Origin of the sequence: Providencia sp. PROV182 (assembly GCF_028480325.1) — a bacterium.
Lineage (GTDB): Bacteria > Pseudomonadota > Gammaproteobacteria > Enterobacterales > Enterobacteriaceae > Providencia > Providencia hangzhouensis.
Genome location: NZ_JAMPOL010000003.1, coordinates 95,726 through 120,366, shown reverse-complemented (window position 1 = coordinate 120,366; position 24,641 = coordinate 95,726). Strand labels below are relative to the sequence as shown.

Sequence of the window (24,641 nt, the reverse complement as noted above, 5' to 3'; positions counted from 1 at the left end):
AATGAATGCCAAATCACGATTAAGTCAGGCTGTTATTGCGTTGATTATTTCCGGTGCCAGTGGCGGTGCGATCCTCTCCGGCTTTTTGGATGAAAAAGAGGGGAATTCGCTCAAGGCGTATCGTGACGGGGGCGGTATGGTCACTATTTGTCGTGGTGTGACACGCATTGATGGTAAACCAGTAAAAATGGGTACTCAATTATCCCCAGCGGAATGTGACCGGCTAAACCAGATTGAAGCTGACAAAGCGATTGCATGGGTTAAACGCCATGTTCACGTACCTCTGACTGAGCCACAAATCGCCGGTATTGCGTCATTTTGCCCTTACAACATCGGGCCATCTAAATGTTTTTCATCCACGTTCTATCGCAAGTTAAATGCGGGCGATATCAAGGGAGCCTGTGCAGAACTCCCTAAATGGACGCGGGATGGCGGTAAAGATTGTCGCCAAACTAAAGGCCAGCCAGACGGCTGTTATGGCCAAGTGATCCGCCGTGACCAAGAGACCGAATTACTGTGCGGTGAATGGGGGCAATGATGGTGAATTATCGTCAGGTTTTTGGGGGATATTTAGCGGTTGCTTGTATTGCGGCATTAGTGAGTGGTGGTGCGGTGTTTGGCATTGCACGTTTGGACTTCAAAGCCAAGTTAAGTGTGAGCGAACTGGGGCACCAAATGGCACTCAGTGCGATAAGCGCCCAAGCCTTTATTGATTCAAATGAAAAACTCGCTCAACTAAAAAAAGCACAAGAGACCTTGCACCAGCTTGATATGACCTATAACCAGAGGTTATTAGATGAACAAAATAAATCTCAACGTTTGCGTGATGATTTGCTCACTGAGCGTCGTCGCGTGCAGTTCGCCAGCGCCGATCTTGCAACCTGTGAGCTCACCATCAATCACACTGCCCGCACCGGCAGCGTGGGCGATGCAGCCACCGTCGGACTCACTCGAAAAGGTGGACTTATTGTTCACGATATCCGAACCGGAATTCAGCGAGACAGAGCCAAAATAAGTTATTTACAGGGTTATATCCGTGACGTGGTAGACCAGTGTAAGGGGGTGAGATGAAAACATTAATTAATATCTTGATATTCATTGTTTTTATTTTGTTTTTAAGCCTGATTTTGTTGGGCGGCGTGGTGTTATTGCAAGAGCCCAAATGCGCCACGGCACCACTACAAGAACGCATTGAAATGCGTTGCCAAAAAGCACTCTATGACACTCGGGGGAGATAATGTTAAAGCCAAATCTATTACGACAAACTATTGTTGAGCAGATACCCCAGTTTAAACAAAACCCTGATTTATTAGAGGTCTACATCACTGACGGTGGTATACAGGCCACTGGTACGCAATCTGCATCTTACTTGAATGAATACCAGATTCAGGTGTTGGCCATGGATTACGCTGGCGAATTGAGCGCATTGTCATTGGCCATCCTGACTTTTGCCCGAAAACACCAACCGGATTTGTTATTTAACCCTGATAAACGGGCGAATGGCATTCGCTATAAGGCCGACATTCTCGACAATGAAAAAATCGACGTGCTGTACACCATCAAGGCCACTGAGCGCGTGATTGTTAAAAAAGTGAATGGAAAAATTGTTCAAGAGCATATTTCCGAGCCTGAAATCGCCTTACCTGCATGGGATATCGTGATCGATGAGGGGGTGATGGTTCATGAGTGATAACAGCCTATTTATGCAACTTGAAAATGAGCTTAATGGCTTGTTATCGACAACCTCACCAGCTTACCGGCGAAAACTGACGGGCAAATTAGCGCGGGCAATTCGTGCTGACCAGCAAAAGCGCATTCGCAGCCAAAAAAATGTGGACGGCTCGGCCTATGAACCCCGTAAGCGCAAAGTGTTACGCGCACAGCAGCAAATCCGATTTATTCACCGTGGTGATGTTCGCACCCTGCGAAATTGGCAAGGGTCAAAAGGTCGTCGCGGTAAAACCATCACCGGTTTTGATGAGGATAGAGGCGCGGTAAGAACCTTTTATCGCCAAGATATTACCCGTTTTTTAGATATTAATTTTTCCTCGGTCAAGCGCAGTACAAAACGTAATGTACCGATGTTCAGGCGGCTTCGGGCGGCGCGTTTTCTTCATGCCCGCAATACACACGATAGCGCCATTGTTGGATTTCAGGGCAAAGCTGCGGCAATTGCCAGAGAGCACCAATACGGGCTTGAAGGTACTGTGAATGAACTTGCGCGGGCACGCTACCCCAAACGGGAGTTATTGGGGCTATCAGAGCATGAACGCTTAGGTTTATTGGAAATGATTTATCTCGACTTGGTGGGGCAGCTATGAATTTACAAGAGCTATACCGTTTACTCAGTAACCTTTTTCGACAAGGCGTGGTCACTGAGGTGGATTTAGACAATAACTGTTGCCGTGTTCAAGTGGGGGAGTTAGTTACTGATTGGATCCGATGGCTAGTGCATCGTGCCGGCGAGTCTCGCAGTTATTGGGCGCCGACGGTGGGTGAGCAAGTATTGATTGGGGCGATAGGCGGTGAGCTAACAACCGGTTTTGTTTTGGGCTCCCTGTATAGCAACGCTAACCCCGCGCCAACACATTCAGCCAATGCATTACACCACACTTTTTCCGATGGTGCGGTGATTGAGTATGAGCCAGAAAACGGAACATTAAAGGCCGTTGGTATTAAAAAAGCAGTGATTGAGGCTAGCGATGAAATTAGTGCAACAACCCAAAAAGTGATTTGCAAAGCCTCTGTCGAAATCAAGCTCGATACACCGAACGTGATTTGTACCAATAACCTCACTACAGCCACGTTAAATGTGGAAAAGGGCGGTGAAATGACGGGTAATTTTAACCATAACGGCGGGGCGATAACGTCTAATGGTGTGGTTATTCATACTCACCAACATGGCGGTGTGCGTTCGGGTGGGGATACATCAGGGGAACCGGTATGAAATATTGCGGCATGAATGCGAAAACAGGTCGTGGGCTGACTGACAATGAGCATATTCGTCAAAGTATCGCTGATATTTTGCGAACGCCCATTGGTTCGCGGGTGATGCGCCGGCAATACGGCTCACTGTTGTATGACTTGATTGACCAGCCACAAAACCCTGCACTGAGACTCAAAATTATGAGCGCGTGTTATATGGCGTTAATGCAGTGGGAGCCCCGCGTTAGGCTGCAAACTATTGATTATATTCGTTCTGATGTTGGCGAAATGGGCGTGAGTTTATCCGGTGTGATCATGCAAACGGGTGAACCGATTTCGATTTCTATTCCAGTGAGGTAACGATGGCAGCCAGTATTGATTTAAGTTTATTGCCGGCACCGGATGTGGTCGAAACGTTAGATTTTGAAGTGCTCTTTGCCGATCGCAAAGCCGCGCTAATAGGCGCTATGCCAGCAGAGCAGCGGGAAGCGATAGCCCGCACCTTGGAATTAGAATCTGAACCGCTTACTAAATTACTGCAAGAGAATTGCTACCGTGAACTGATTTTACGTCAGCGCGTTAATGAAGCGGCTCGCGCAAGTATGGCGGCCTTTGCCACCGGTGCCGACCTTGACCAACTCGCGGCCAATAACAACGTGAAACGCTTGATACTCTCGGAGGGTGATGAAAGTGCCATTCCACCCATTGCGCCAGTGTATGAGTCGGATTCCAATTTACGCATGCGTATACCGGCCGCTTTCGAAGCGTTAAGCGTAGCTGGCCCGATTGGCAGTTATGAATATCACGCACGGTCAGCCGATGGTCGGGTTTCTGATGCTTCTGTGATTAGCCCATTACCGGCTCATGTCACGGTCACCGTTTTATCTCGTGAGGGGAACGGCAGCGCACCTGCTGATTTAATTGAAAAAGTCGATATGGCGCTAAACGATGAAGATATTAGACCCGTGGCTGACCGTGTGACTGTGCAATCGGCAACCATCGTTAATTATGAAATCGACGCGGTGATTTACTGTTATCCCTCGCCTGAATACGAGCCCATCATGGCGGCGGCAGAGGAGCAAGTGAAACGCTATGCGACACAGCAACACCGGTTAGGCCGTGACAGTGCCATTTATGCCGCTTTGCATGTTCAAGGCGTGCAACGCGTTGAACTGAAAAAGCCGGTTGCAGATATCAAACTGGATAAAACACAGGCCAGCTTCTGCACACAAATTAACGTGGCACTAGGGGGCTCAGATGAATAATCGTTTATTACCTGTCGGCTCATCACCGTTAGAACTTGCCGCGGCTGAGTCATTAGCCCAGATTGAGCGCGTGCCTATTCCTATTCGTGAACTTTGGAACCCTGATTTATGCCCCGTGCATTTGCTGCCGTATTTGGCGTGGGCGTTTAGTGTTGACCGGTGGGATAAAAACTGGACGGAAAAAGCCAAGCGGGATGCTGTGAAAGCCGCCATGTTTATTCATAAGCACAAGGGCACGATAGGCGCCTTGCGCCGCGTGGTTGAGCCGTTGGGCTATTTAATCCGCGTGATTGAGTGGTGGAAAACCAACGAAACCGCCGGCACGTTTCGCCTTGATATCGGTGTTCTTGAAACCGGTATAACCGAGGAAATGTATCAAGAGTTAGAAGCATTGATTTTTGATGCCAAGCCGGCGAGCCGTCACCTTGTGGGGCTCACCATCCAGCTTGAAACGCGCGGTGAATTCTATTGCGCGGTATCCAGTTACACCGGTGACTCATTGACTGTTTACGCATATACACCGCCTTTAATTTCTGTTTCTGGCCTTGATGTTCAAGGCGCTGCGATTCACTTAATTGATGAAATGAGGATTAATCCACAATGAAATACTTCGCCTTACTCACAAAATTAGGTGAGAACTTATTAGCCCAAGCGACAGCGCTAGGCACAAAACTTGAATTAACACATATGGCGGTGGGCGATGGTGGCGGGAGTTTGCCAACGCCGGATACCAATCAAACTAAATTAATTGCTGAAAAACGCAGAGCCGCCATTAACACATTGTTTATTGATGATAAAAATAAAAATCAAATCATTGCTGAACAAATTATTCCTGAACAGGATGGCGGTTGGTGGATACGTGAAATCGGTTTGTTTGATAAGACTGGTAATTTAATTGCCGTGGCGAACTGCCCTGAAACGTATAAGCCGCAACTTGCCGAGGGGTCGGGTCGTACACAAGCTATTCGGATGATATTAGTTGTTAGCCATACCGAGTCAGTCACCTTAAAGATAGATCCGTCCGTTGTTTTAGCAACACGCAAGTATGTGGATGATTTGATTACTGCGCTGGATATCAAACTACAAAAACAAATTGATAATAAAGTCAATAAAGCGGGTGATAATGTTACAGGAACATTGAAATTTAACGGTGTTGCCCCTTTAACGTATGACATCGAAAGTTTAACGGGTAACAAAGATGAAATTGCAAATTACCTAAGACGTTTCAGGCATTTATACAACTCGACTATTTTTCATGAAATTGTGACGGGAGGTGGCATTCAAATAGCAACAGGTACTGCGCCAACAAATATCATTTATTCTTTATCATCCAGTGGCAGTATCACTTTAAAAGGGCGCGTGATCCCAGCGGATTTTTTAGATTTCAATCAGCGTTATTTGGGAATAAATAACCCTGCGATTGCAGCAAAAAAACTGGATAAACCAAGTCGTATAGCGGGTCATACATTCCAAGGGCAAGGGGAAGATATTAAAATTACCCCTACTGATATTGGAGCTCAACCCACAGGTGACTATGCAACAAACACGGCATTAAACAACGGGCTTAATCAAAAGTTTGATAAAACTGGTGGCACTATAAACGGTAATGTTGCAGTAACATCCGACATTCAAGGAGCGCAAGTAAGAGCAAAAACAGCAGATGATAGCCAGATAAATTTAAATCCAGCATCTACTGAAGGCCCTCGCATCGAGCACAAAATAAAGGGAGGGACATGGTATGCGCACTTACTGCCAAACGCCACAGGCACGCTAATGCAAGTTGGTGATTTAGGTTTCGGTGCGGGTAGAAAAAGTAATGCAACTGATACTATTACCATAAAAAACTTCAATGATGCCGACAGAACGGCGGTGTATAAGTCCGATGATTTAACTGAAAATGCGCGCTTTACATACTCACCGATGTTAAATATGACAAGACGCGGCGGGGCTGACGGCACTGGTTTTTGTAGTCAGATACAAGTTGATTCATTCACAGGGATATTAAGTTCTCGTGGCGGGACTTCTGGAGGGAGGTTTTCCGGCTGGATGGATGCATATAGTCCAGCAAACACAATCAAAGACCGCAACGGCAATCTAAAAGTTTCTGGTTCTTCTAATGAATTAAGTGATTATCCTGTGGGCGCTCCTATTCCATGGCCTCAGGCTACCGCTCCAGCAGGTTTTTTAGTCTGCAATGGACAGTCATTTAATAAAACAACCTATCCACTTTTAGCAAAAGCATACCCAACAGGAATTTTACCTGATTTACGAGGAGAGTTCCTTCGAGGTCTTGATACTGGGCGCGGTGTTGATTCAGGTCGTGCGGTTCTATCGGCTCAAGGTGATGCATTTCGAGCACATAACCACTCGGTAATTGGTGAGGATTCTGGCTCTGGTACTGCTTATTTCGGTAGGGGGAACGGTAGTCGTAGAACAATTTCAAAAGACGCGATGAACCTTGAGGGTGGAACAGAAACACGTCCGCGCAACATTGCATTTTTATATATCGTGAGAGCAGCATAATGAAAAACTATAATTTAGAAATTGAACAAGCCGAAATCGGTTAAAATGGTTTAGCAACAAAAGCGGGTTGGATTAAGGTTTATATAGCAGACCCACAAACGCGTGAATATTTAAACGCGAGCATGGAGAATATTTATTTTGATGTGAGCGTGTCGGCTGGTGCTTATATTGATGCACCAGAACTACCGACAAAAGCGGGCTTTGCGGTGGTGCGTAGTGAAGATGGCTCTAAGTGGGAAATCGTGACAGATAACAGAGGTAAAACAGCGTACAGCACAGAAACCCGCCAACCGATTGAAATTGATTTTATTGGCGATTTGCCCGATACGCTAACTCTCTTAGAGCCGAAAACAGAATTTGATAAGTGGAACGGCAAAAAATGGGTAACAGATACTGAAGCTCAAAAAGCGGTATTGGTTGCACAAGCCGAGCAGGAAAAGGCGCAGCGATTAGAGGAAGCGAATGCTACTATCACGTATTTACAAGATGCCATTGAAGTCGGTCTTGATGATGACGATTACCAAGCAAAATTAACGGCGTGGAAAACATACCGTGTTTTGTTAAACCGTGTTGATACTTCACTCGCACCAGATATTGATTGGCCTGAAAAACCCGAATAACATTAATCTATTCTGAGCCCCAGCCAGTGGGGCTTTGTTATTAAAATATTTCTGTCAAATCAATAAACCTGAGTAGCACTCATCGAAACTTCATCGTATTCCCATAGTTCTACACCATTAGGAATAAGATGTTTAAATCTATTTACATAATATTGACCTAATGTTTCACCAGATTTTTTTCTTTTGTCTTTAAGTACAAACATTATTTTTCGATAGTCAGTTGGCGCAGAATGAAAATAAAACATAGCTTCATTCCATACTGTTAATTTTGCGCTTGGTACATTATTACCTGTTGTCCAGCGATGCGATTTACATTCAACTAAGATTTTTTGTTCAGAACAACCTAAATCAAACCGATGATATTTTTTGATTTTATCAACACCTATCATTACTTTGTGATTTTTTTCCAACAAAATGCCTTGTTTTTCAAAAAACAATTGAGCTTTGAGTTCAAAATCAAGGCCAACATGCGCATTAGATACAGAACCAATTCGTTGAAATGCTTTTTTCATTAGCAATAAACTCAGTAAAGTAATTTTATACTGCATAGTATGTTACATGAAAAATATATGAATACTAAATAGGAAACACAAGACAATAAATTGGTCTCATAGAATTAACGGCTAAGCAATTTATCTTACAGAATAATCATAATTAATGTTATAGAGTAATCATATATAAAAAGGAGAAATATATGGCGATTTTATTTTGTAATATTGGATGGATGGAAAATTACCGTGGAGAAACTACGGATAAAATAGTCAATGGTGGTTCTTACGTTAGTGAGATGAAAACAGGTCATGAAAACCGAAATTTTTTGGAGTTTGGCGGTAAATATTATGGTTAAGTCAGGAACAGAGGCTCTTCTTTTAATTTAGAACGGATTTCAGGCAATGATAATATAAAAGAGCCATACATTGATGGTGTTGATGTTATCTGGTGCGCAACTAGTCCTAGTGATGGGAATGTTGTCATTGGGTGGTATAGAAATGCACGTGTTTTTAGGAATATTCAAAAACTAGATGAGAATACTGCTAAACCAAGAGCTCATTATGATGAAGAGGAAAGTTATTGGTTTGAAGCTGATGCAAAAGATAGCTTACTGCTTCCTGTAGAAGAACGAACTTTGAGAGTACCTAGAAATGGAAAAGGTTTAATGGGAACATCACCTTTTTGGTATGGGGATAGCCGTGAAGGCGCTGACTTTGTTGAACGAGTGAAGAGAATTATAAATTTAAGAACCTCTTTAATAAATGAACAACAAGACAGTATGACGCAAGAAGATATTATCTCTGCTATTTATAATAGTAATCCTGAGCTAAGAAGGAAAACAGAAAAATCAGCAGTTGCAAGAACGACGGAGTACTATGAGAAACAGGGTTATAGTATAAAAAGTGTTGAGCGTGACAATGTTGGTTGGGATTTAGAAGCATATAAATCTGATGAACTATTAAGAATCGAAGTTAAAGGTTTATTTGGCCTTGGCAAACAAATTCAGCTAACCCCCAATGAATATAGACACTTCTTAAAAAATGAATCTGATTATAGGCTTTGTATTGTCAATAATGCACTTTCTGATGAAGATTTTAATTTATATGTATGTTTTTACAGTTCTAGAAATCAATGTTGGTCAATTGAAAACTGTTCAGGTGGTAAAGTGAATTGGAATGAGTATGTTTCGGCAATAGTTCAAATTACTGCATAGTTATATTAAAAAAATATCATTCCAGTTGATAGAGCTGGAATGATAATTTGGTTATTGTATTGTAATCAACTCCCCAACATCCACACCTGCCAGCCTTTCCCTAACATCCTCATTCACCCGACTCAACGACAGCGTAAAATCTATTTTTTTTGCCTTACCATCCGAAAAAAACTCTCTTCTATCAGTGACTAAATTAGTGGTCACATACATCCCATAAATGGTACCAGTGCCCTCAATCAGTGGTAATGGGCGGGCAACATAGGCCGAGGTTTTTAACAATTCCAACGATACATCACCGCCGGTAACTTCGGGATAAAGTGTGCCGGCCAGTGTGATCTTATCTTCACCGGCGCCCACATACTGCCATTTTGCACTGCGGCCAACACGGTCATTTTTCACATGGCGCCAATCAAGTGAATGGTTAAAGGTTTGATAAGGGGCGGTGCGTAGTTCAAACACAAACATGCCATAAATCATCATCATAATTTAGTCCTGATCTTTTAAGCTGGAACGGCGGCGGCTATCACGTTCACGTAACAAGGTGTTTAATTGCTGTTTCACAATGTCGGCTATTTCTTTTTTATTGCTCATATCAACCCCGTAGAAATTCAACTCAAAGGTATTGTATTCCGGCTGCATGATTTGTCTTTCTGGCCGTGTCGGTGATACCGCCACCGGTACCGCATTTAATTTGGGTTGAATAGGGGCTAACGTATTGATCAACGCATCATTGAATTGTGGAAATAATGACGCTTTTCTGGCGGTAATGCGGGGCTCTTGATATAACCCATCAACGGCCTTTACTGCCGGAAAGTTTTTAAACACAATATCGCCGAGTTTATTTCTATCGACACTTTCCGCGGCGTCACTTAACGCGGATTTACTGCCTTTGGCTTTACTCTTTTTCTCTGCGCCGTCATACACCAAGGTACCGTATTTTTCCGCATTCTCTAGCGGGTTAACGTCATTGGCTTTTTGTTGTAGCTCGCTGTTTTTTTCTAATTGTTTACCGGCAACGGTGACGCTACTGGTGATTTTACTGGTTGCCTCGGCTTGCTGTTTTTGTGCCTGTTCGTTGGCCTTGGCGGTTTTACCTGCATAAGCGGAAACGGAGTTCAGTACTTTGAATGGGTCTTTTTCGTTCGGGTCAACCCCCATGGCACGTGCCGCATCGGCGGCAGCTTCGGCCGCGGAGGGAATAACGCCGAGTTTTTCTAATATCCAGCCTAAGCCTTTGGCAACTTGTTGAATGGGAAAGAATAGGGCGCTGATAGCTTTACCCACTACCTCGCCGAACACTTGGCCGGCTTCAGTACACGATTTCAATTCTTCCGTAGATAATTGAACGGGTGACAGTAATTCTTTAAACCAATTCCATACTTTACTAACCGCATTTGAGATGCCGTCAAATATCGGGGCGAACGGCGCAAAGGTAGCTCTGAAAGCCACACCTATTGGCGCAAGGGCAGATGTAAAACCATCCCAAAACCCACTGAAAAAGGCTTTAATCGGTTCCCAATATTGATAAATTAATACCCCAGCGGCTACGATAGCGGCAACAAATAGGCCAACAGGACTTAATAACAAAGAAAACCCGCCACCAATAAGGTTAATGGCATTACTCCCTGCGACCATTAAGCCACCAAATCCTTGGGTGCTGGTAAGCATAAATAGGCTGAGCCGCATCGCGGCAAACGGCACAATCACCGCCGCAGCAGCAAGGGCTAAAGCACCAAGCGCAGTGACTAAAGTCGCAATAGCAATCCCACCGACAGCAAGAGCTTGCGTCATTTTGGGGTGTTCTTTCATCCACTGGCCAACTTTACCAATGAAACCTGTCAATGATTGAGTGACACGGCGTAAAGGGGAATCGACATTTTCTTGAATTTCAATGCCGAGATCTTCCCATGCTGATTGCAATTGTTTTAGGTCGCCTTTTAAGTTATCAATTTTAACCTTGGCGTTTTTATCGGCTTCACCCTCGGCGCCCATGTTGGCGGTTTTCAGTGCGTCATAACGGCCATTCATGACAGCATCAATGACGGCGCCCATACCGACCATCGCTTCTTCGCCGAAAATATCTTTTTTCATGCGAATCTGGCTGGCTTGGTCAAACTTACGCATGCTTTTGCCAACGTCTTTTAAGATTTCGTCGGCGTCACGGAGTTTGCCGCTAGCGTCTTTAACACTCACTCCCAGTTTATCAAGGGCGGCTTGGCCTTTGCCGACAGGGGCAACCATGCGCGATAAGCCGGCGCGCAATGACGTACCCGCCATACTGCCCCGAATACCATTATCTGCCATGGTTCCCGCCATTGCGGCCATACTTTCAAGGCTGACGCCAAGTTGTGCAGCAATCGGGCCTGCATAGGTCATGGTTTCACCGAGTTGGCGTAAATCGGTATTACTGCGGGTAAAGGTGGCTGTGAGCACGTCAGAAACGCGGTTCATATCTTCCGCTTTTAATTGAAATTGCGTCAGAACGTTTGAGCCAATGTCGGAGGCCTCACCGAGATCCATGTCGCCGGCTAACCCCATATTTAACACGCCACCCAATGCCGCCTTAATGGCATCCGGTGTAAAACCGGCCATCGCCAAAAACTTTTGGCCAGCCGCCACATCAGTAGAGGTATACGCCGTACTGGCGCCCAGCTCTCGCGCTTGCTGGCGTAACATGGCCAGCTGTGGCGAGTTTTTATCTAATCGGGTGAGGGCTTGAACCGTTGACATGCCCTCGTTAAAGTCTCGACCAGGAGCGGTAATTCGCGCGCCGGCATATAGCGCACCCGCGCCGCCTGCGGTGGCAATTGCACCGCCAGTGGCTAATTTATTACGTAGCTCTTTTGATTTGGCATATTGGCCTTGCGCCCGTGTGACCGCATTGAGTCGGCGGCGTTGCTCATCCAGTTGCCGGTTATAAATTTCGGTGCGTCGGGTGACTTGTGTCGTCGCATCACCGCTTTGTCGTGCTGATACTCCATGGCGATAGAGTGACGCTGTCACGTTATTAAGCTTTTGTTTCTCTTTGTCGAGTGTGCGGCCGTAGCGGTCACGCTCTAACCGTGCAGCGGCTAAGGCTTTCTTTTGTTCTTCGGTTTGCTGTGTCAGCGGTGGGTATTGGTCACGTAACGCCTTAACTTTATTTTTGGCCGTTTCGTAGGCTTGTGAGTTTTTAGTAACGGAATTAGAAAGCCGTTCGAACGTTTTCGACTGGCTTTGTAAATTACGGATTGAAGCGTGTGTGGCTTTGATTTGAGTTGCTAACCCCGCTGCGCTGCGCTGTGCAGCACTGACAGGGGATGATAACTTATTCGCAGCACTTAACGACACTTTGATATTTAAATTGCGGTCACTCATGATTCATTTCCTGTTCTGGCGGCTGCGCGTTTATGCCATAACAGGATTTCGCCAACCGTCATGGCGTCATATTCAGACGGCGCCCAGTGGAAAACGGTGGCGATATCAGCGATTAACTCGTCCGTTTCAATGTTCGGGCACTCAATTACTCGTCCGCGCTGTCTGTCGTCTCTTGCGGGGAGTTCGGTACTAAAAAATTGGCAATACCGGTGGCGAGTGCATTAAATGCGGGGATAGGCAATTGTGAAACGTCGCGCTCAGTCATGCGGGGTGAGGTCACACGCGGTAGCAACTTAATCAGTGAATCCACATCAGAGGTCATCACGTCATACAGTTTTAAGCCACGTAAGGCACCGACTTGCTTCATGGTGTCGGTGATGGTGATTTCAGTGACTTCTTGCCCTGACTCTAATTTGATGGGTGCGTCGAATTGAATAACTTCAGCCATGATTACTATTCCTATTAAAATAAACATAAAATGGGTGGGTGATTTGACCCACCGTGTTAATTAGTGGCCAATATTGGCGCGGTGTTTTTCCAGCATGTCTTTGCCGTTGACTTTCCACACCATATTGAGCAAATCCACCTCAAACGCTTCTTTGTTATTGATGGTGATTTTGCAGTAGGTATTTTTGATGGTGTATTTATGTTGCGTGTTATCACCGGCTTTCGCACTGCCGAAATCCAATTCGGTAAAGCGCCCACGAGTTTGAATTTCACACGGAACGGATTCACCGGTTGAATCATTGTAGTAAGAGCCCGCAAAGCGGAATTGCTTACCGTCAATGGTAGCGCCCCAGCTTTCCAGTAATTCAGACATTAAGCCCCCCATCGAGGCCTCCATATCTAATGCGCCAGAATCAAAGCCCATCATGACAGCCACAGAGCCCACCATACCGGCACCCTGATAATCCTCTGTTTTTAATGACAGCTTTGGCGGGGTGACTTCTTCTACTTGTCCAAGGTAGGTTTGGCCATCAATAAACAGGTCAAACATAAAAAGTTTTTTAGGCATACCCATAATTCAATTTCCTTAGCCCAGTTGGTCAAAAACAGCGAAATACTCGTCAGTGAATTCCTGCGTTAAAGACAGGTTTTCCAGTGGCGGTACGGGGGTGTACTTGTAGCGAATGTGCGCCTTACCATCGCGTAAATTTTCTTTCGGGTTATCCGATGGGTCATACCAACATTGGAACCCTAATAAACGGCCTTGCGTGACCAGTTGTGCGCCTTTGCGATTGATCCCATCGACAATATCTTTCACCAATGAGGGTGTGAGTGTTTTGTCGATATAGCTAAAATGCGCCTCGGCGATCATTTCAGCCAAGATTTGCGCGGTGCGGGTATACACTTCAAAGGTATAGATTTCTTTATCGCCGGTGCGATTACCCCAAATGCGGTACCCATCACGCTTAATCAGCGTGGTGATTTGGTGGCTGTTTAAATCGTTGGCATCGGTGTCTTTACCTTGTAACGTCCAGTAAATATCCGCGCTAATACCCAAAACACCATTAACAGGCACGTTAGAAATCGACTTATGCCAGCCTTGTTCCGCATCAATCTTGGCACGCAAACCAATGGCGTAAGCGGTGGCGGGAATAACTTCATTTTGGCCACTTTCTTTGTTGTAGGCGATAAATTCAGGGTAGATAATCATCACTTCGCGCTGATTGAAATCTTCGCGGTATTTCTTGGCTTCGGCGATAGTTTTACAGCCGTTTGCGCTGATATAGGCAAAGGCTTTGATTTGCTCGGCAAAAATTGCAAGCTGCATGGCAACCGGTTTGGTATCCAATTTCGGTACCGCCAAAATACGCGGACGTTCACCGATATTCGCTTCAGCGGTTAGCAATGCATAAAGTCCGGTATAGCGGCCATCGTTACCCGTGCCGCCAATCACTAGTTGGTCTTGGGTCTTTTCGCTGCCTTCTTTCGCTTCTGCAACGCGCACAACCACTACTTTTGGGCTGCATTGGTCATCAATGGCTTTCAATGTGGTGTAAAGCGTGCCGGTTTTACCGGCTTTGCTGAGTACCGTTTTAATGCGTGTGACTAATACGGGGGTGTCGAGTGGGAACGCCTCGGGGTCAGCATCCTCTGCGGTACAGACAATACCAATCACGGAAGTGTCGATATCTCGAATAAGGGTGCTGAGATCCGTTGTTTCATGGACTTCAACACCGTGATGATATACGGCCATCGTTATTATCTCCTGATGTCTATTTATCTTTATTCTCAGGGATGTTTGATAACAAATCATGTACTTAGCGTTCTCATAGGCACATGAGAACCACGGGTGATTGCTCACTTACGCGCGCGACGACAATCTAGGCATATTGAATTGGCTAGGTGGTGAATATGTCTTTTACGGATTGGACAGAGGGGAATTTAGTCAAAGTTCCTGCATTTGATTTAACGGTTGGTGGCGTACAGCTGCTCGGCGTCAATGACCGGCTTATGTCATTAACATTAACGGATAATCGGGGTTTTGAGGCTGACACACTAGAACTTACTATCGATGATACTGACGGCAAAATTGCATTACCGGCGCGCGGGGCTGAGATTTCCGTATCCCTTGGCTGGCAAGGTGAAGCCTTGATACACAAAGGGATGTATACCGTTGATGAAATTAGTCATTCAGGCCCACCTGACCAAATCACTGTCACCGCTCGTAGTGCGGATTTTCGGCAAGATTTCAACGTCAAACGTGAATACAGCTGGCACGATATCAAAGTGCCTGATGTGGTGAGTGCGATAGCGGGGCGTTATAACCTCAAGCCAGCGGTGAGCAAACAATTGATGCACATTGAAATTGACCACGCTGACCAGACCAACGAAAGCGATATTAGCTTTTTAACGCGCATGGCTGAAATGCTCGGCGCGATAGCCACCATTAAAAATGGCAGTTTGTTATTTATTGTGCCTAATCAGGGAGTCACGCAAAGCGGCAAGCCCTTGCCGGTGATCACAATTATGCGCGAAAGTGGGGATAAGCATTATTTCAGGTTAGCAGACCGTCAAGCGTACACCGGCGTACAAGCCTATTGGCTCGATTTGAACTATGGCCAACAAAAGAAAACCAACCTCAAACGCAAGCAAAAACCCAAAAAAGAGAAGTCGAGCAAAAAAGAGGGCGATTACATCGAGGGTGCGGAAGGTAACGTTTTTGTGATGCGACAAACCTTTAAAAACGAACAATCCGCTAAACGCGCCGCCGCGGCCAAGTGGTCAAAATTACAAAGGGGCGTAGCAGAATTTAATATCACCTTAGCCGAGGGGCGCGCTGATTTATATCCTGAAATGCCCGTTACGGTAACTGGCTTTAAACCGACCATTGATAGTCACCAGTGGGTGATTAGCAGAGTTGTTCATACGGTTGATGGCGGCGGGTTTATTACCCATTTAGAACTTGAAATAAAAATCAAAGACATTGATATGACGGATGACGAGCAAAACGAAACATAATTGATTATAATAACGTCAGGCATACCCATAACCCAAGGTTATAAAATGGCGTTCAATTGTCCAAAGTGTGGCGCTGTGACTTATACCAAAACTAGTAAATCCATGAGTAGTGAAACCCGTAGAAGTTACCACCAATGCCAAAATATTTTGTGTGGTTGTTCTTTTACGACAATAACCTCAGTGGAAATTTATCTAACAAAGACAATCCCGCAAGAACTGCCAGAAGGCTTTGAAATCCCGATGGATGAGTTACCGAGATCACATCGGGGAGAGAAACAGATGGAGATGTTTTGATGAGACAAATATGCATCATTTTTGTTCTCCATTATTCATTTTGTAATGTACTGTTATTATTTTTGATTTTATTATTAAGAGCAAAATTTTACTGAAGATTAGTTGTTTGGAACTTATCTGACCATTGTCAAAACTAAGCTAGTTTCTTGAACATCAAAGCTAGACCAATCATAAGTATATGTATAGAATTAACTGTACTTCAATTAACAAATTGATCTATGGAGAAAAAATGTTAGAGCCTCCAAAAAGTTATAATGAATTGCTACCTATGCTTCATAAGGCAACTTTCATTACAACATTAATATTCTATCTATCATTAGTAATTTTTGGGTATATACCTTTAGTTGGTATTAATGCTAAGTACATCCCTCCAATTAAGGATTATGAAGAAATTATTAAGTGGGTATTAACATTTGGCGTTTTGCCAGTTGCATTTTCAATTTTTTGGTCAGTAATAAGCGGTGCTTTAGATCTACATAACAATATAGCAAAAATAATTAAAGTCAGATATGTATGGGATAATCAATATATTATCAAGCCATTGGCTAAAATCGCTGGTGTTACAAGAAAGTTAAATAAAGATGAATCCTATAATGTATTAAGTAAACTATATTATCCTGAAGTTAAAGAAATAAAAGATAAACACTATGTTGAGCTTTTTTGGAATAAAGTTTATTACTTTTGGGTTTTTTTTGAACATACAGTAATTGCTTTTATTACTGCTTCTATTATTAGTATATCTAAATTTTTCTGTTTATTTGTGATTACAGGATCTTTACTTTATTTATGGGTATGGATTCTTTTTCTGATTATGTTCAATTTTCTCATTTTTATCGCATCAGTTAAACCTAGAACTGAAAGTCAGGTCAGGCAAATACCTGAAAATAAAGTAAAAGATTTTTTTAAAAAAAATCAAATTAAATAAATAGAGGTTAATTTGAACTACATCGTTAATGGAGTTACTATTCGCTCCGAGAATGCAGCTAAACCCCACACTATGCCATCAGGTTATCTTTGTAATTATATAGAACAAAGGGCTGAGAGTGGACGTGCTTTAGATTTTGGTTGTGGAAAATTGAGGTATTCAGAGCAATTAATAAACAAATTTGATGAGGTCACATTTCTTGATTCCAAAAAACAACTGGAAAGAATACAGATTATTAGAGGTGTGAAAACTACAGTAACAGAATATGTGTCTAAAAATTATAAAAAAGCAAATGCAATTTCTTTCGAAGAACTCGAGAAAAATAGTACTCAATATGACTTTATTTTGTGTTCAAATGTACTCTCAGCCATCCCATGCAAACTAACAATAGATAAAGTGCTTTCTAATATTAAAATTTTATTAAATGAAAATGGAGAAGCCCTTATTGTAAACCAATATAAAAGTTCGTATTTTAAAAAATATGAATCAGGTATCAGACACTTATATGGATATATTTATAAAAACGCACATAATTCATTCTATTATGGTTTACTTAATGAGGATATTGTAGCAAATATTTGTATAGAAAATGGATTGTCAGTCATAGATTCGTGGACTAATGCAGGTAGCTCGTATGTGATAGTTGCTAGATAAAAATAACTATATTTTTCTGTGATAATTCTCTGCAAAAAATTAATATCTTGAAAAAAATAAAGCCTCTTATCAAAAGAGGCTTTATAAGTGTGGTCAATATGTGGACATCAACCATTGACTAAATCCATTTAAATCAATTGTTTAACTCACTTTTAGAACGCCGCACTTAGCGCCTTTGATTACCTAATCCGCACAAGTACCAGAACCGCTGAATAGGTATAATTTACTTTATATTCAGTGAGTTGTAGTCAAAAGGCACTCGGGGGCGAGTGCCTTTTTTTTGTGCATAATACTGTGCCACCTTTTATTATTGTAGTTAATTTTAGTTAGTAACTTAGACTGTATGGCCTAAGTGTTTTCTATATGTACTAAATAAATTTATTTCACTGACCAATGTTTAAGTCTTCGTGTCGAATATTCATCCCCTCTAGGAAATTGTCCATATAATACACTTAACATTATGAATTATAATGAAAAACAATATTTCTTGGTTCTTTGTCACATAATTAAAATAAGTGAAATAGATGATCATGAAAATCGTTCATGTTCGAAATGAAATTAAGTCGCTTTCACTCAATCAACAGCTCTGGCATAAATTAGATAACGTAAACGAATTAACGTATTTACAACATAAAGATTGATGAATGGGCAACTAAAACTTCTAAAAAATCAAGAAGTCAATTGAGTTTCCATCTTGGAATTTAGGGTGTGACGAGACGATGAACAAAAATTTTACATTTACGATTAAAAGTAGTCTTTTTGATGAAAATTATAATCCTTCTGAAAATACACGTATTACAACTAACTTTGCTAATTTAGCCAGAGGGGAAAATCGCCAAGAAAATTTGCGTAACACGCTTGTCATGATGAACAACCGTTTCAATACATTAGCCTATTGGGATAACCCTAAAAGCGACCGTTATTCAATCGAGTTGGAAATTATTTCTGTCGAGATGAGTGTTGAGGAAAATAGTAATAGGTTCCCTGTGATTGAAATATTAAAAACTAATATTATTGATCATAAAACAGGTGAACGAACTGAGGGTGTTGTCGGAAATAACTTTTCATCTTATGTGCGTGATTATGATTTTAGTGTTTTATTGTTAGACCACAATAAGGACCAAGCAAGTTTTAGTATTCCAGAAAACTTTGGTGACTTGCATGGGAATATCTTTAAATATTTTGTGAATTCTAGCGAATATAAAGCGCATTTTAGTAAGGCGCCAGTAATATGTTTAAGCGTCTCCAATAAAGACATTTATCACCGAACTGGGAATCAACATCCTATATTGGGTATTGAATATCAGCAAAATGGGGCTTCATTAACGGATCAATATTTTAAAAAGATGGGATTACAGGTTCGTTATTTCATGCCTCAAAATAGTGTTGCACCGCTGGCATTTTATTTTACGGGAGATCTGCTGAGTGATTACAGCAATATTGAATTAATTAGTACGATTAGCACGATGGAAACATTCCAGAAGATTTATCGCCCAGAGATTTACAATGCGAACTCCGTTGCGGGACCACGCTATCAACCGAGTTTGACGAACCAAGATTATTCATTAACAAAAATTGTTTATGACCGCGAAGAACGTAGCCGATTGGCTATTGAGCAAGGGAAATATACGGAAGAACACTTTATTGAACCCTATAAGCATATTCTAGAGCAATGGTCTGCTAACTACGCGCTTTGATTAATTATAAAAATTTAAGGTCAATTATTATGAAAACATTATTACCAACATCTACCGCGGGCAGCTTACCAAAACCTTCTTGGCTTGCTGAACCTGAGACGCTTTGGTCTCCTTGGAAGCTGCAAAATGAAGAACTCATCGAGGGAAAACAAGACGCATTGCGCTTATCCCTTGAAGATCAACTACGTGCTGGGATTGATATTGTTAGCGATGGCGAGCAAACACGCCAGCATTTTGTGACGACATTTATTGAACACCTCAGTGGTGTTGATTTTGCAAAGCGTGAAGTGGTTAAAATTCGTGATCGTTATGATGCGAGCGTGCCGACGGTAGTTGGAGCGGTTGAACGCCAAAAACCTGTTTTTGTGGAAGATGCTAAATTTTTACGTAAGCTAACAAAACAGCCGATTAAATGGGCGCTTCCTGGGCCGATGACGATGATTGATACACTGTATGATAACCATTATAAAAGTCGTGAAAAACTGGCATGGGAGTTCGCTAACATATTGAATCAAGAAGCAAAAGAGCTTGAAGCCGCGGGCGTTGATATTATTCAGTTTGATGAGCCAGCTTTTAATGTGTTTTTTGATGAAGTAAACGATTGGGGGGTGGCTGCGTTAGAAAGAGCCATTGAAGGGCTGAAATGCGAAACAGCAGTTCACATCTGTTATGGATACGGCATCAAAGCTAATACTGACTGGAAAAAGACACTAGGTTCTGAGTGGCGGCAATATGAAGAGGCTTTCCCAAAATTGCAAACCTCAAATATTGATATTATCTCCTTAGAATGCCATAACTCCCATGTTCCTATGGATTTAATTGAGCTTATTCGCGGTAAAAAAGTGATGGTGGGGGCGATTGATGTGGCTAGCAATATCATCGAAACACCAGAAGAAGTCGCCAATACGTTACGTAAAGCGTTGCAATTTGTGGATGCTGATAAACTTTATCCATCAACAAACTGTGGTATGGCACCATTATCTCGACGGGTCGCAACGGGTAAACTTAATGCATTAAGTGCAGGGGCTGAGATTATCCGTACAGAATTGTTGAATAAGTAATCTAAGTAAAAACTAACTAATAAATTAGCCCGGAGTTGATGACATGCCCTATAAAGTTGGCGATGTCATCATATCTGGGGTTTTTTGTTGTTTTGAGTTTCTTTTTTTGCTCTGAATTGAGGTATATTAGGCGTATTATCTCAAAATTACTATTTTTAATAGGAATATCGGCAATGGCTTTGATCCCTAAAAACTATGCGCGATTAGAAAGTGGCTATCGTGAAAAAGCACTTAAAATTTACCCATGGGTTTGTGGACGCTGTACTCGTGAGTTTGTGTATTCAAATTTACGTGAATTAACTGTGCATCATATCGACCATGATCATACCAATAACCCTGAAGATGGCAGCAATTGGGAACTATTGTGTTTATTTTGCCATGATCATGAGCATTCGAAGTACACAGAAGCTGAAATGTATGGCACTAATGTCGTGGCAGGGGAAGATGCACAAAATGATATTGAAGCAGCAACTTATAACCCGTTTGCTGACTTGAAATCGATGCTAAATAAGAAAAAATAATCGCGATAACCCACGCAATTCCAGTACAGGTAGGCAAAGTAAAGTCTCTAATAGAAGAGGCTTTACTATAATAACTGGCTATTACAGCAAATTTGTTTAATGGCGATGCAATGCTTATTGATTGATAAAGATTAAGGCATCATGTTAAGCCACTCTTATATACGTTGAGTGGCTTAGTCAAATATCAATATCGCTAATTAATGAATGTCATCATGGCTGCGATAAATTAATGATAATTCAGGGTGATGCCATAAACTTGCAGGAGTAACAGTTTTACGTTCCCATGGAATTTGCCCAATAAACCATAACTTCCAAAAATTTAATTTTGCATTCGGGTTTTTAGTTAATAATTCCTTGAAGGTTTCTAATTCCCCTATTTGAACTGATAACGCAGATTGATAAATATCGAAAACAAACTTTGAACAAAACTGCCTAGAAGACTCATAATTAAATCCCGTGTGATAAAACTTATTTAAACGAGCAGGGACTTCGGCGACTAATGCGGATTTTTGTTCACTTGTTAATGTATGGGAAAATCGGCGTACACTGTAACGATTGTCAGACGAACGGGCAATAAACCGCGATAAGGTCGTGGTTGTTGAAAGGGGAACGCGACTTTCTGCAATTAAATAATCTTCACCATTGTGACCTACAATCATGCCAACATGATTACTCCAACATAAAGATGCCGAGGCTATTTGGCGAAATAGCTCAGTCCCAATACTGGTAAAGACAACATCGCCAACTTCGTACTCATGGGGATAATTTATTTTTGTCATAAAAGTACCTCAATATAAACAATGCTATTAAGGTATAGTTATAAAGATTAGAAGAATTCGCGCTATCGGATAAACGCTGAAAATCATTTTTGTTTAACTAGGGTATATATTACTCAATTGTTCACTGAGTAATTTTATATTGTTAATTATCTCATTTTCACAATGAGCAGCATAGCCAAATAGAATTGCATTTTGGTGAGTACTTTGAATACAGTAGCGCGATAACGGTTGTGCGCCAAAGCCCAACAGACGGCATTGGTTAAGGATCACGTTAATATCATAACCGTCTTTCACCCAACAAACAGTATGAATGCCTGAATCCGTCATCTGTACATTAAATAGGTGAGGGAGATAGTGATTGATGGCATTGATAAAAGTATTTTGCCTCTCGTAACATATCTTCCGTATTTTTCTGACATGGCGTGCATAGTGGCCTTCTTGGATAAACTGAGCTAAAGCGGCCTGTTCTAAATAACCACAGTGGCTATCACTATAATATTTCATCATGGTGAATGCCTCACTCAGAATTTCTGGCACTATTAAAAAACCTAAACGAAAGCCGGGGTACATCATTTTAGAAAATGTCCCTGCATAAATAACACGTTGATGATTATCTAAGCCTTGCAATGCTTGAATTGGCTTTGATAAAAAGCGAAATTCACTATTGTAGTCATCCTCAAAAATCCATGCGTTGTTTTGTTGTGCCCAATCTAATAATGCTAAACGCCGTGGTAAGCTGAGGGTTGTGCCTAGAGGGAACTGGTGAGATGGCGTGGTATAAATTAATTTTGCTGTTTTATGGTGTTTAGCACCATATATAATATCCATTCCTTCTTTGTCGGATGGGATAGCGGCAATATCAGCGCCTGCAGCAGTTAAAATTGCTCTCGCACTGTCATAGCCAGGGTCATCTAACCATACATTATCCCCATGCTGTAATAAGACTTTTGCCGCTAAATTAATGGCTTGTTGTGTTCCATTAACAATAATAATTTGTTGCTGTTTACAATGAACCCCACGAGTCGAACGGACGTAATCTACCAATAAATCTTTTAGTGGTGTATACCCATCAGGGTGATTAAAATGCGTAATAATTTGTTTGGACTTACGCCAAACTCGACCTAATAATCTTCCCCATAATTCATGCGGAAATTGGTCCACACAACCAATACCGATATTAAACATTTGGTGTTTGTTGGTATTTGGACGCGATTTTTCCCATAAATTCGATAAAGTGGAAACTCTAGAATTCAGATTTAATGCAGGATATCCAGATTGGTCACCCTGTTGAGTGCTACTTATGGCACCAATTAATTCATCAGGAATATGGGGGGAAACATAAGTCCCTGAGCCTTTTTGGGAATAAAGGTATCCTTCATCAATTAGTCGTTCAAACCCAGCAATTACCGAATTTCGTGAGATCGCCATCATTTCTGCTAATGCTCTAGAGGAAGGAAGTTTAATTCCAGCAGCAATACGTCCATCTAAGATGGCATTACGTATTGTGTGATAAACATTTTCTTTAATATAACCTTTTTCAAGTAATAGTAATGGGAACTGGGCATGCTGTTGGCGTCGCATAAAGTGGATCCTAAATAAATAACAAAAGTGTCTCTTATACAGAGCCAGATTGCTAGGTACTATAGCGCCATTATGTAATATGTCTACAAATGGAAGGGTTATTATGAGTAAAACAGCATTACCAGTTACAGTGGAATTTGTTGCGCCGGAACATTACCCAGAGTGGTTAGTGTATTGGTTAGAGTATCAGAAATTTTATCAGGTAGATTTAAGTGAAGAAATTACCTTAAAAGCATGGGAGCGCTTTTTTGATAAGAGTGAGCCGATGTACTGTGCTGTTGCGTTGGAAAATGGAAAAGTTGTTGGTTTTGTGAATTATTTATTTCACCGCTCAACATGGGCTGAAAATGATTTTTGTTACCTTGAAGATTTATATGTGACGCCAGAAATGAGAGGACGTCATGTAGGAAAACAATTAATTGAATTTGTACACGCACAAGCGCAAGAGAAACAATGTGGCCGTCTATATTGGCATACACAAGAAACCAATTTGCGAGGCCAAAAATTGTATAACTGGGTGGCAGAAAGGCCTGGGGTAATTGAATACAGAATGCCTTTATAATAAAGCTCAGTAGTATATTCTATATTTTGATAAAATAATGACGGGCCCGCTGTTTAATAACAACGGGTTTTTCATTTTATCAGAAAATAAGCAAAAATTAGAGAGTTAATTGGCTAGATGACTTCTAACATCCATTAATGCGAAACCGAGAAGGTTTAACCCTTTCCATGTTAATGGGTTTTCAATATTTTCACTATCTTCGGCAAGGCCTATTCCCCAAATTTTATCGACGGGGCTAGCTTCAACTAGAACACGTTCGTTTGTGGAGAGTAAAAACTGTTTTAATTCTTCATGTTGAGAGAATTTTGCCATATTAGCGCTGACAACAATAGCAAAACGGTTTTCATCCCAAACATCTTGCTTAAACCCACGAACTTCACGACCAAATGCTTTAGCCGCTCCGGGATTTGGTGCATGAATGATTTTATCCAATGTTTCTAAATCACCAAATAAGCGTGCTTTTTCGGCCATCATGAAATGTTCTGCACTGGCAAAGCGGTGGTTATTAACAATAAATGGGGAAGGGTACCATTGGCTGAAGCAGCTTTTTGTAATTTGATTTTGTTTGGTTTGGTGGCCCCAGAAGAAAACATATTTAAATTTTTTCCCTGAGCGGTATTGTTTGCAGAGGCTTTTGATATCCATAAATTAATCTTTATTAAGAGCGAATATTCTTAGCGTATCGATAATAAAAAGACCTGGCTATC

Annotated in this window: 31 protein-coding genes; 21 read left to right on the top strand and 10 right to left on the bottom strand. The window is 42.0% G+C overall.

The genetic code is table 11. The features are described from left to right. The first annotated feature begins 1 nt into the window (after nucleotide 1). From PR834_RS02550 to PR834_RS02500, 11 genes are all read left to right on the top strand, one after another. Complete coding sequence (locus PR834_RS02550) at nucleotides 2–538, top strand: lysozyme (protein WP_272536389.1); 537 nt, start codon at nucleotides 2–4, stop codon at nucleotides 536–538. Beyond that, entirely contained in the window at nucleotides 535–1,071 is a 537-nt protein-coding gene (locus tag PR834_RS02545) for a lysis system i-spanin subunit Rz (protein ID WP_272536388.1), read from the top strand. The genes PR834_RS02550 and PR834_RS02545 overlap by 4 nt, the downstream gene beginning before the upstream one ends. Beyond that, on the top strand, nucleotides 1,068–1,238 hold the full coding sequence (locus PR834_RS02540) for a preprotein translocase subunit SecG (protein WP_141173614.1): 171 nt from the start codon (nucleotides 1,068–1,070) through the stop codon (nucleotides 1,236–1,238). Before PR834_RS02545 ends, PR834_RS02540 begins: the two co-directional genes overlap by 4 nt. Further along, on the top strand, nucleotides 1,238–1,690 hold the full coding sequence (locus PR834_RS02535) for a phage tail protein (protein ID WP_151207485.1): 453 nt from the start codon (nucleotides 1,238–1,240) through the stop codon (nucleotides 1,688–1,690). The genes PR834_RS02540 and PR834_RS02535 overlap by 1 nt, the downstream gene beginning before the upstream one ends. Continuing rightward, nucleotides 1,683–2,321, top strand: a complete 639-nt coding sequence (locus PR834_RS02530) for a phage virion morphogenesis protein (RefSeq protein ID WP_272536387.1) — start codon at nucleotides 1,683–1,685, stop codon at nucleotides 2,319–2,321. Before PR834_RS02535 ends, PR834_RS02530 begins: the two co-directional genes overlap by 8 nt. Beyond that, a complete protein-coding gene (locus tag PR834_RS02525) occupies nucleotides 2,318–2,947 on the top strand; it encodes a phage baseplate assembly protein V (protein WP_272536386.1) in 630 nt (209 codons plus the stop codon). The genes PR834_RS02530 and PR834_RS02525 overlap by 4 nt, the downstream gene beginning before the upstream one ends. Next, nucleotides 2,944–3,285 (top strand): GPW/gp25 family protein, encoded by a 342-nt coding sequence (locus tag PR834_RS02520; RefSeq protein WP_272536385.1) that lies wholly within the window; start codon nucleotides 2,944–2,946, stop codon nucleotides 3,283–3,285. The genes PR834_RS02525 and PR834_RS02520 overlap by 4 nt, the downstream gene beginning before the upstream one ends. A 2-nt stretch (nucleotides 3,286–3,287) precedes the next feature. After that, entirely contained in the window at nucleotides 3,288–4,190 is a 903-nt protein-coding gene (locus PR834_RS02515) for a baseplate assembly protein (protein ID WP_272536384.1), read from the top strand. Further along, nucleotides 4,183–4,794 (top strand): phage tail protein I, encoded by a 612-nt coding sequence (locus PR834_RS02510; RefSeq protein ID WP_272536383.1) that lies wholly within the window; start codon nucleotides 4,183–4,185, stop codon nucleotides 4,792–4,794. Before PR834_RS02515 ends, PR834_RS02510 begins: the two co-directional genes overlap by 8 nt. Next, entirely contained in the window at nucleotides 4,791–6,713 is a 1,923-nt protein-coding gene (locus PR834_RS02505; protein ID WP_272536382.1) for a phage tail-collar fiber domain-containing protein, read from the top strand. Before PR834_RS02510 ends, PR834_RS02505 begins: the two co-directional genes overlap by 4 nt. Before the next feature lie 122 nt (nucleotides 6,714–6,835). Further along, on the top strand, nucleotides 6,836–7,333 hold the full coding sequence (locus PR834_RS02500; protein ID WP_336298230.1) for a tail fiber assembly protein: 498 nt from the start codon (nucleotides 6,836–6,838) through the stop codon (nucleotides 7,331–7,333). Between the two features lie 59 nt (nucleotides 7,334–7,392). On the opposite strand, the gene PR834_RS02495 is transcribed toward PR834_RS02500, so the two are convergent. After that, nucleotides 7,393–7,845 carry a hypothetical protein gene (locus PR834_RS02495; RefSeq protein WP_172767205.1) on the bottom strand — a complete coding sequence of 151 codons (453 nt, stop codon included), beginning with the start codon at nucleotides 7,843–7,845 and terminating at the stop codon, nucleotides 7,393–7,395. A 182-nt stretch (nucleotides 7,846–8,027) separates the two neighbouring features. Between PR834_RS02495 and PR834_RS02490 the strand changes: the two genes are divergently transcribed. After that, nucleotides 8,028–8,180 carry a hypothetical protein gene (locus PR834_RS02490; RefSeq protein WP_272536381.1) on the top strand — a complete coding sequence of 51 codons (153 nt, stop codon included), beginning with the start codon at nucleotides 8,028–8,030 and terminating at the stop codon, nucleotides 8,178–8,180. A 309-nt stretch (nucleotides 8,181–8,489) separates the two neighbouring features. Continuing rightward, nucleotides 8,490–9,038, top strand: coding sequence for a protein NO VEIN domain-containing protein (locus PR834_RS02485; RefSeq protein ID WP_272536380.1), 549 nt, complete (start codon nucleotides 8,490–8,492; stop codon nucleotides 9,036–9,038). 51 nt (nucleotides 9,039–9,089) lie between these two features. On the opposite strand, the gene PR834_RS02480 is transcribed toward PR834_RS02485, so the two are convergent. From PR834_RS02480 to PR834_RS02455, 6 genes are read right to left on the bottom strand one after another with little or no spacing between them, the layout of a single operon-like run. Continuing rightward, nucleotides 9,090–9,521 carry a phage tail protein gene (locus PR834_RS02480; protein ID WP_272536379.1) on the bottom strand — a complete coding sequence of 144 codons (432 nt, stop codon included), beginning with the start codon at nucleotides 9,519–9,521 and terminating at the stop codon, nucleotides 9,090–9,092. Between the two features lie 3 nt (nucleotides 9,522–9,524). Beyond that, the gene (locus PR834_RS02475; protein WP_272536378.1) at nucleotides 9,525–12,395 is read right to left on the bottom strand and encodes a phage tail tape measure protein; all 2,871 of its coding nucleotides are present in this window, start codon (nucleotides 12,393–12,395) and stop codon (nucleotides 9,525–9,527) included. Next, nucleotides 12,392–12,499: a GpE family phage tail protein gene (locus tag PR834_RS02470; RefSeq protein ID WP_227024188.1), complete on the bottom strand. Its 108-nt coding sequence runs from the start codon at nucleotides 12,497–12,499 to the stop codon at nucleotides 12,392–12,394. The genes PR834_RS02475 and PR834_RS02470 overlap by 4 nt, the downstream gene beginning before the upstream one ends. Nucleotides 12,500–12,540: 41 nt before the next feature. Beyond that, the gene (locus tag PR834_RS02465) at nucleotides 12,541–12,843 is read right to left on the bottom strand and encodes a phage tail assembly protein (protein WP_272536377.1); all 303 of its coding nucleotides are present in this window, start codon (nucleotides 12,841–12,843) and stop codon (nucleotides 12,541–12,543) included. 60 nt (nucleotides 12,844–12,903) lie between these two features. Further along, nucleotides 12,904–13,416, bottom strand: coding sequence for a phage major tail tube protein (locus PR834_RS02460; RefSeq protein WP_272536376.1), 513 nt, complete (start codon nucleotides 13,414–13,416; stop codon nucleotides 12,904–12,906). Between the two features lie 12 nt (nucleotides 13,417–13,428). After that, entirely contained in the window at nucleotides 13,429–14,595 is a 1,167-nt protein-coding gene (locus tag PR834_RS02455) for a phage tail sheath subtilisin-like domain-containing protein (RefSeq protein WP_272536375.1), read from the bottom strand. Between the two features lie 158 nt (nucleotides 14,596–14,753). Between PR834_RS02455 and PR834_RS02450 the strand changes: the two genes are divergently transcribed. The 7 genes from PR834_RS02450 to yajD all read left to right on the top strand — a co-directional run bounded on the left by PR834_RS02450 (nucleotide 14,754) and on the right by yajD (nucleotide 21,012). Then, nucleotides 14,754–15,860, top strand: coding sequence for a phage late control D family protein (locus PR834_RS02450; protein ID WP_272536374.1), 1,107 nt, complete (start codon nucleotides 14,754–14,756; stop codon nucleotides 15,858–15,860). A gap of 45 nt (nucleotides 15,861–15,905) precedes the next feature. Continuing rightward, complete coding sequence (locus PR834_RS02445; RefSeq protein ID WP_210837572.1) at nucleotides 15,906–16,154, top strand: ogr/Delta-like zinc finger family protein; 249 nt, start codon at nucleotides 15,906–15,908, stop codon at nucleotides 16,152–16,154. A 229-nt stretch (nucleotides 16,155–16,383) separates the two neighbouring features. After that, nucleotides 16,384–17,079 carry a hypothetical protein gene (locus tag PR834_RS02440; protein ID WP_272536373.1) on the top strand — a complete coding sequence of 232 codons (696 nt, stop codon included), beginning with the start codon at nucleotides 16,384–16,386 and terminating at the stop codon, nucleotides 17,077–17,079. Between the two features lie 12 nt (nucleotides 17,080–17,091). After that, nucleotides 17,092–17,733: a class I SAM-dependent methyltransferase gene (locus tag PR834_RS02435; RefSeq protein WP_272536372.1), complete on the top strand. Its 642-nt coding sequence runs from the start codon at nucleotides 17,092–17,094 to the stop codon at nucleotides 17,731–17,733. A gap of 719 nt (nucleotides 17,734–18,452) precedes the next feature. Further along, a complete protein-coding gene (locus tag PR834_RS02430; protein ID WP_272525460.1) occupies nucleotides 18,453–19,430 on the top strand; it encodes a DUF1852 domain-containing protein in 978 nt (325 codons plus the stop codon). Nucleotides 19,431–19,459: 29 nt separating this feature from the next. After that, a complete protein-coding gene (locus tag PR834_RS02425) occupies nucleotides 19,460–20,491 on the top strand; it encodes a methionine synthase (protein ID WP_272525459.1) in 1,032 nt (343 codons plus the stop codon). 173 nt (nucleotides 20,492–20,664) lie between these two features. Then, entirely contained in the window at nucleotides 20,665–21,012 is a 348-nt protein-coding gene (gene yajD / locus PR834_RS02420; protein ID WP_004254555.1) for an HNH nuclease YajD, read from the top strand. A 197-nt stretch (nucleotides 21,013–21,209) separates the two neighbouring features. Here the strand turns inward: yajD and PR834_RS02415 are convergent, their stop codons facing one another. Continuing rightward, entirely contained in the window at nucleotides 21,210–21,791 is a 582-nt protein-coding gene (locus PR834_RS02415; RefSeq protein ID WP_004254550.1) for a YebB family permuted papain-like enzyme, read from the bottom strand. Nucleotides 21,792–21,884: 93 nt separating this feature from the next. Next, on the bottom strand, nucleotides 21,885–23,372 hold the full coding sequence (gene pdxR, locus PR834_RS02410; RefSeq protein WP_272536371.1) for a MocR-like pyridoxine biosynthesis transcription factor PdxR: 1,488 nt from the start codon (nucleotides 23,370–23,372) through the stop codon (nucleotides 21,885–21,887). Between the two features lie 103 nt (nucleotides 23,373–23,475). Here pdxR and PR834_RS02405 point away from each other — a divergent pair, with 103 nt between their 5' ends. Next, entirely contained in the window at nucleotides 23,476–23,934 is a 459-nt protein-coding gene (locus PR834_RS02405; protein WP_272536370.1) for a GNAT family N-acetyltransferase, read from the top strand. 105 nt (nucleotides 23,935–24,039) lie between these two features. On the opposite strand, the gene PR834_RS02400 is transcribed toward PR834_RS02405, so the two are convergent. Next, a complete protein-coding gene (locus tag PR834_RS02400) occupies nucleotides 24,040–24,579 on the bottom strand; it encodes an NADAR family protein (RefSeq protein WP_094960603.1) in 540 nt (179 codons plus the stop codon). Between the last annotated feature and the right edge of the window lie 62 nt (nucleotides 24,580–24,641).

Bases quoted from the DNA above. Each gene is read 5' to 3' on its own strand.
- PR834_RS02405 (WP_272536370.1), top strand. From the start codon at position 23,476: ATGAGTAAAACAGCATTACCAGTTACAGTGGAATTTGTTGCGCCGGAA.
- PR834_RS02510 (WP_272536383.1), top strand. From the start codon at position 4,183: ATGAATAATCGTTTATTACCTGTCGGCTCATCACCGTTAGAACTTGCC.
- PR834_RS02495 (WP_172767205.1), bottom strand. From the start codon at position 7,845: ATGAAAAAAGCATTTCAACGAATTGGTTCTGTATCTAATGCGCATGTT.
- PR834_RS02465 (WP_272536377.1), bottom strand. From the start codon at position 12,843: ATGGCTGAAGTTATTCAATTCGACGCACCCATCAAATTAGAGTCAGGG.
- PR834_RS02445 (WP_210837572.1), top strand. From the start codon at position 15,906: ATGGCGTTCAATTGTCCAAAGTGTGGCGCTGTGACTTATACCAAAACT.
- PR834_RS02540 (WP_141173614.1), top strand. From the start codon at position 1,068: ATGAAAACATTAATTAATATCTTGATATTCATTGTTTTTATTTTGTTT.
- PR834_RS02525 (WP_272536386.1), top strand. From the start codon at position 2,318: ATGAATTTACAAGAGCTATACCGTTTACTCAGTAACCTTTTTCGACAA.
- PR834_RS02485 (WP_272536380.1), top strand. From the start codon at position 8,490: ATGGGAACATCACCTTTTTGGTATGGGGATAGCCGTGAAGGCGCTGAC.
- yajD (WP_004254555.1), top strand. From the start codon at position 20,665: ATGGCTTTGATCCCTAAAAACTATGCGCGATTAGAAAGTGGCTATCGT.
- PR834_RS02545 (WP_272536388.1), top strand. From the start codon at position 535: ATGATGGTGAATTATCGTCAGGTTTTTGGGGGATATTTAGCGGTTGCT.
- PR834_RS02440 (WP_272536373.1), top strand. From the start codon at position 16,384: ATGTTAGAGCCTCCAAAAAGTTATAATGAATTGCTACCTATGCTTCAT.
- PR834_RS02530 (WP_272536387.1), top strand. From the start codon at position 1,683: ATGAGTGATAACAGCCTATTTATGCAACTTGAAAATGAGCTTAATGGC.
- PR834_RS02430 (WP_272525460.1), top strand. From the start codon at position 18,453: ATGAACAAAAATTTTACATTTACGATTAAAAGTAGTCTTTTTGATGAA.
- PR834_RS02500 (WP_336298230.1), top strand. From the start codon at position 6,836: ATGGAGAATATTTATTTTGATGTGAGCGTGTCGGCTGGTGCTTATATT.
- PR834_RS02425 (WP_272525459.1), top strand. From the start codon at position 19,460: ATGAAAACATTATTACCAACATCTACCGCGGGCAGCTTACCAAAACCT.
- PR834_RS02460 (WP_272536376.1), bottom strand. From the start codon at position 13,416: ATGGGTATGCCTAAAAAACTTTTTATGTTTGACCTGTTTATTGATGGC.
- PR834_RS02400 (WP_094960603.1), bottom strand. From the start codon at position 24,579: ATGGATATCAAAAGCCTCTGCAAACAATACCGCTCAGGGAAAAAATTT.
- PR834_RS02490 (WP_272536381.1), top strand. From the start codon at position 8,028: ATGGCGATTTTATTTTGTAATATTGGATGGATGGAAAATTACCGTGGA.
- PR834_RS02550 (WP_272536389.1), top strand. From the start codon at position 2: ATGAATGCCAAATCACGATTAAGTCAGGCTGTTATTGCGTTGATTATT.
- pdxR (WP_272536371.1), bottom strand. From the start codon at position 23,372: ATGCGACGCCAACAGCATGCCCAGTTCCCATTACTATTACTTGAAAAA.
- PR834_RS02515 (WP_272536384.1), top strand. From the start codon at position 3,288: ATGGCAGCCAGTATTGATTTAAGTTTATTGCCGGCACCGGATGTGGTC.
- PR834_RS02475 (WP_272536378.1), bottom strand. From the start codon at position 12,395: ATGAGTGACCGCAATTTAAATATCAAAGTGTCGTTAAGTGCTGCGAAT.
- PR834_RS02505 (WP_272536382.1), top strand. From the start codon at position 4,791: ATGAAATACTTCGCCTTACTCACAAAATTAGGTGAGAACTTATTAGCC.
- PR834_RS02450 (WP_272536374.1), top strand. From the start codon at position 14,754: ATGTCTTTTACGGATTGGACAGAGGGGAATTTAGTCAAAGTTCCTGCA.
- PR834_RS02455 (WP_272536375.1), bottom strand. From the start codon at position 14,595: ATGGCCGTATATCATCACGGTGTTGAAGTCCATGAAACAACGGATCTC.
- PR834_RS02535 (WP_151207485.1), top strand. From the start codon at position 1,238: ATGTTAAAGCCAAATCTATTACGACAAACTATTGTTGAGCAGATACCC.
- PR834_RS02415 (WP_004254550.1), bottom strand. From the start codon at position 21,791: ATGACAAAAATAAATTATCCCCATGAGTACGAAGTTGGCGATGTTGTC.
- PR834_RS02480 (WP_272536379.1), bottom strand. From the start codon at position 9,521: ATGATGATGATTTATGGCATGTTTGTGTTTGAACTACGCACCGCCCCT.
- PR834_RS02520 (WP_272536385.1), top strand. From the start codon at position 2,944: ATGAAATATTGCGGCATGAATGCGAAAACAGGTCGTGGGCTGACTGAC.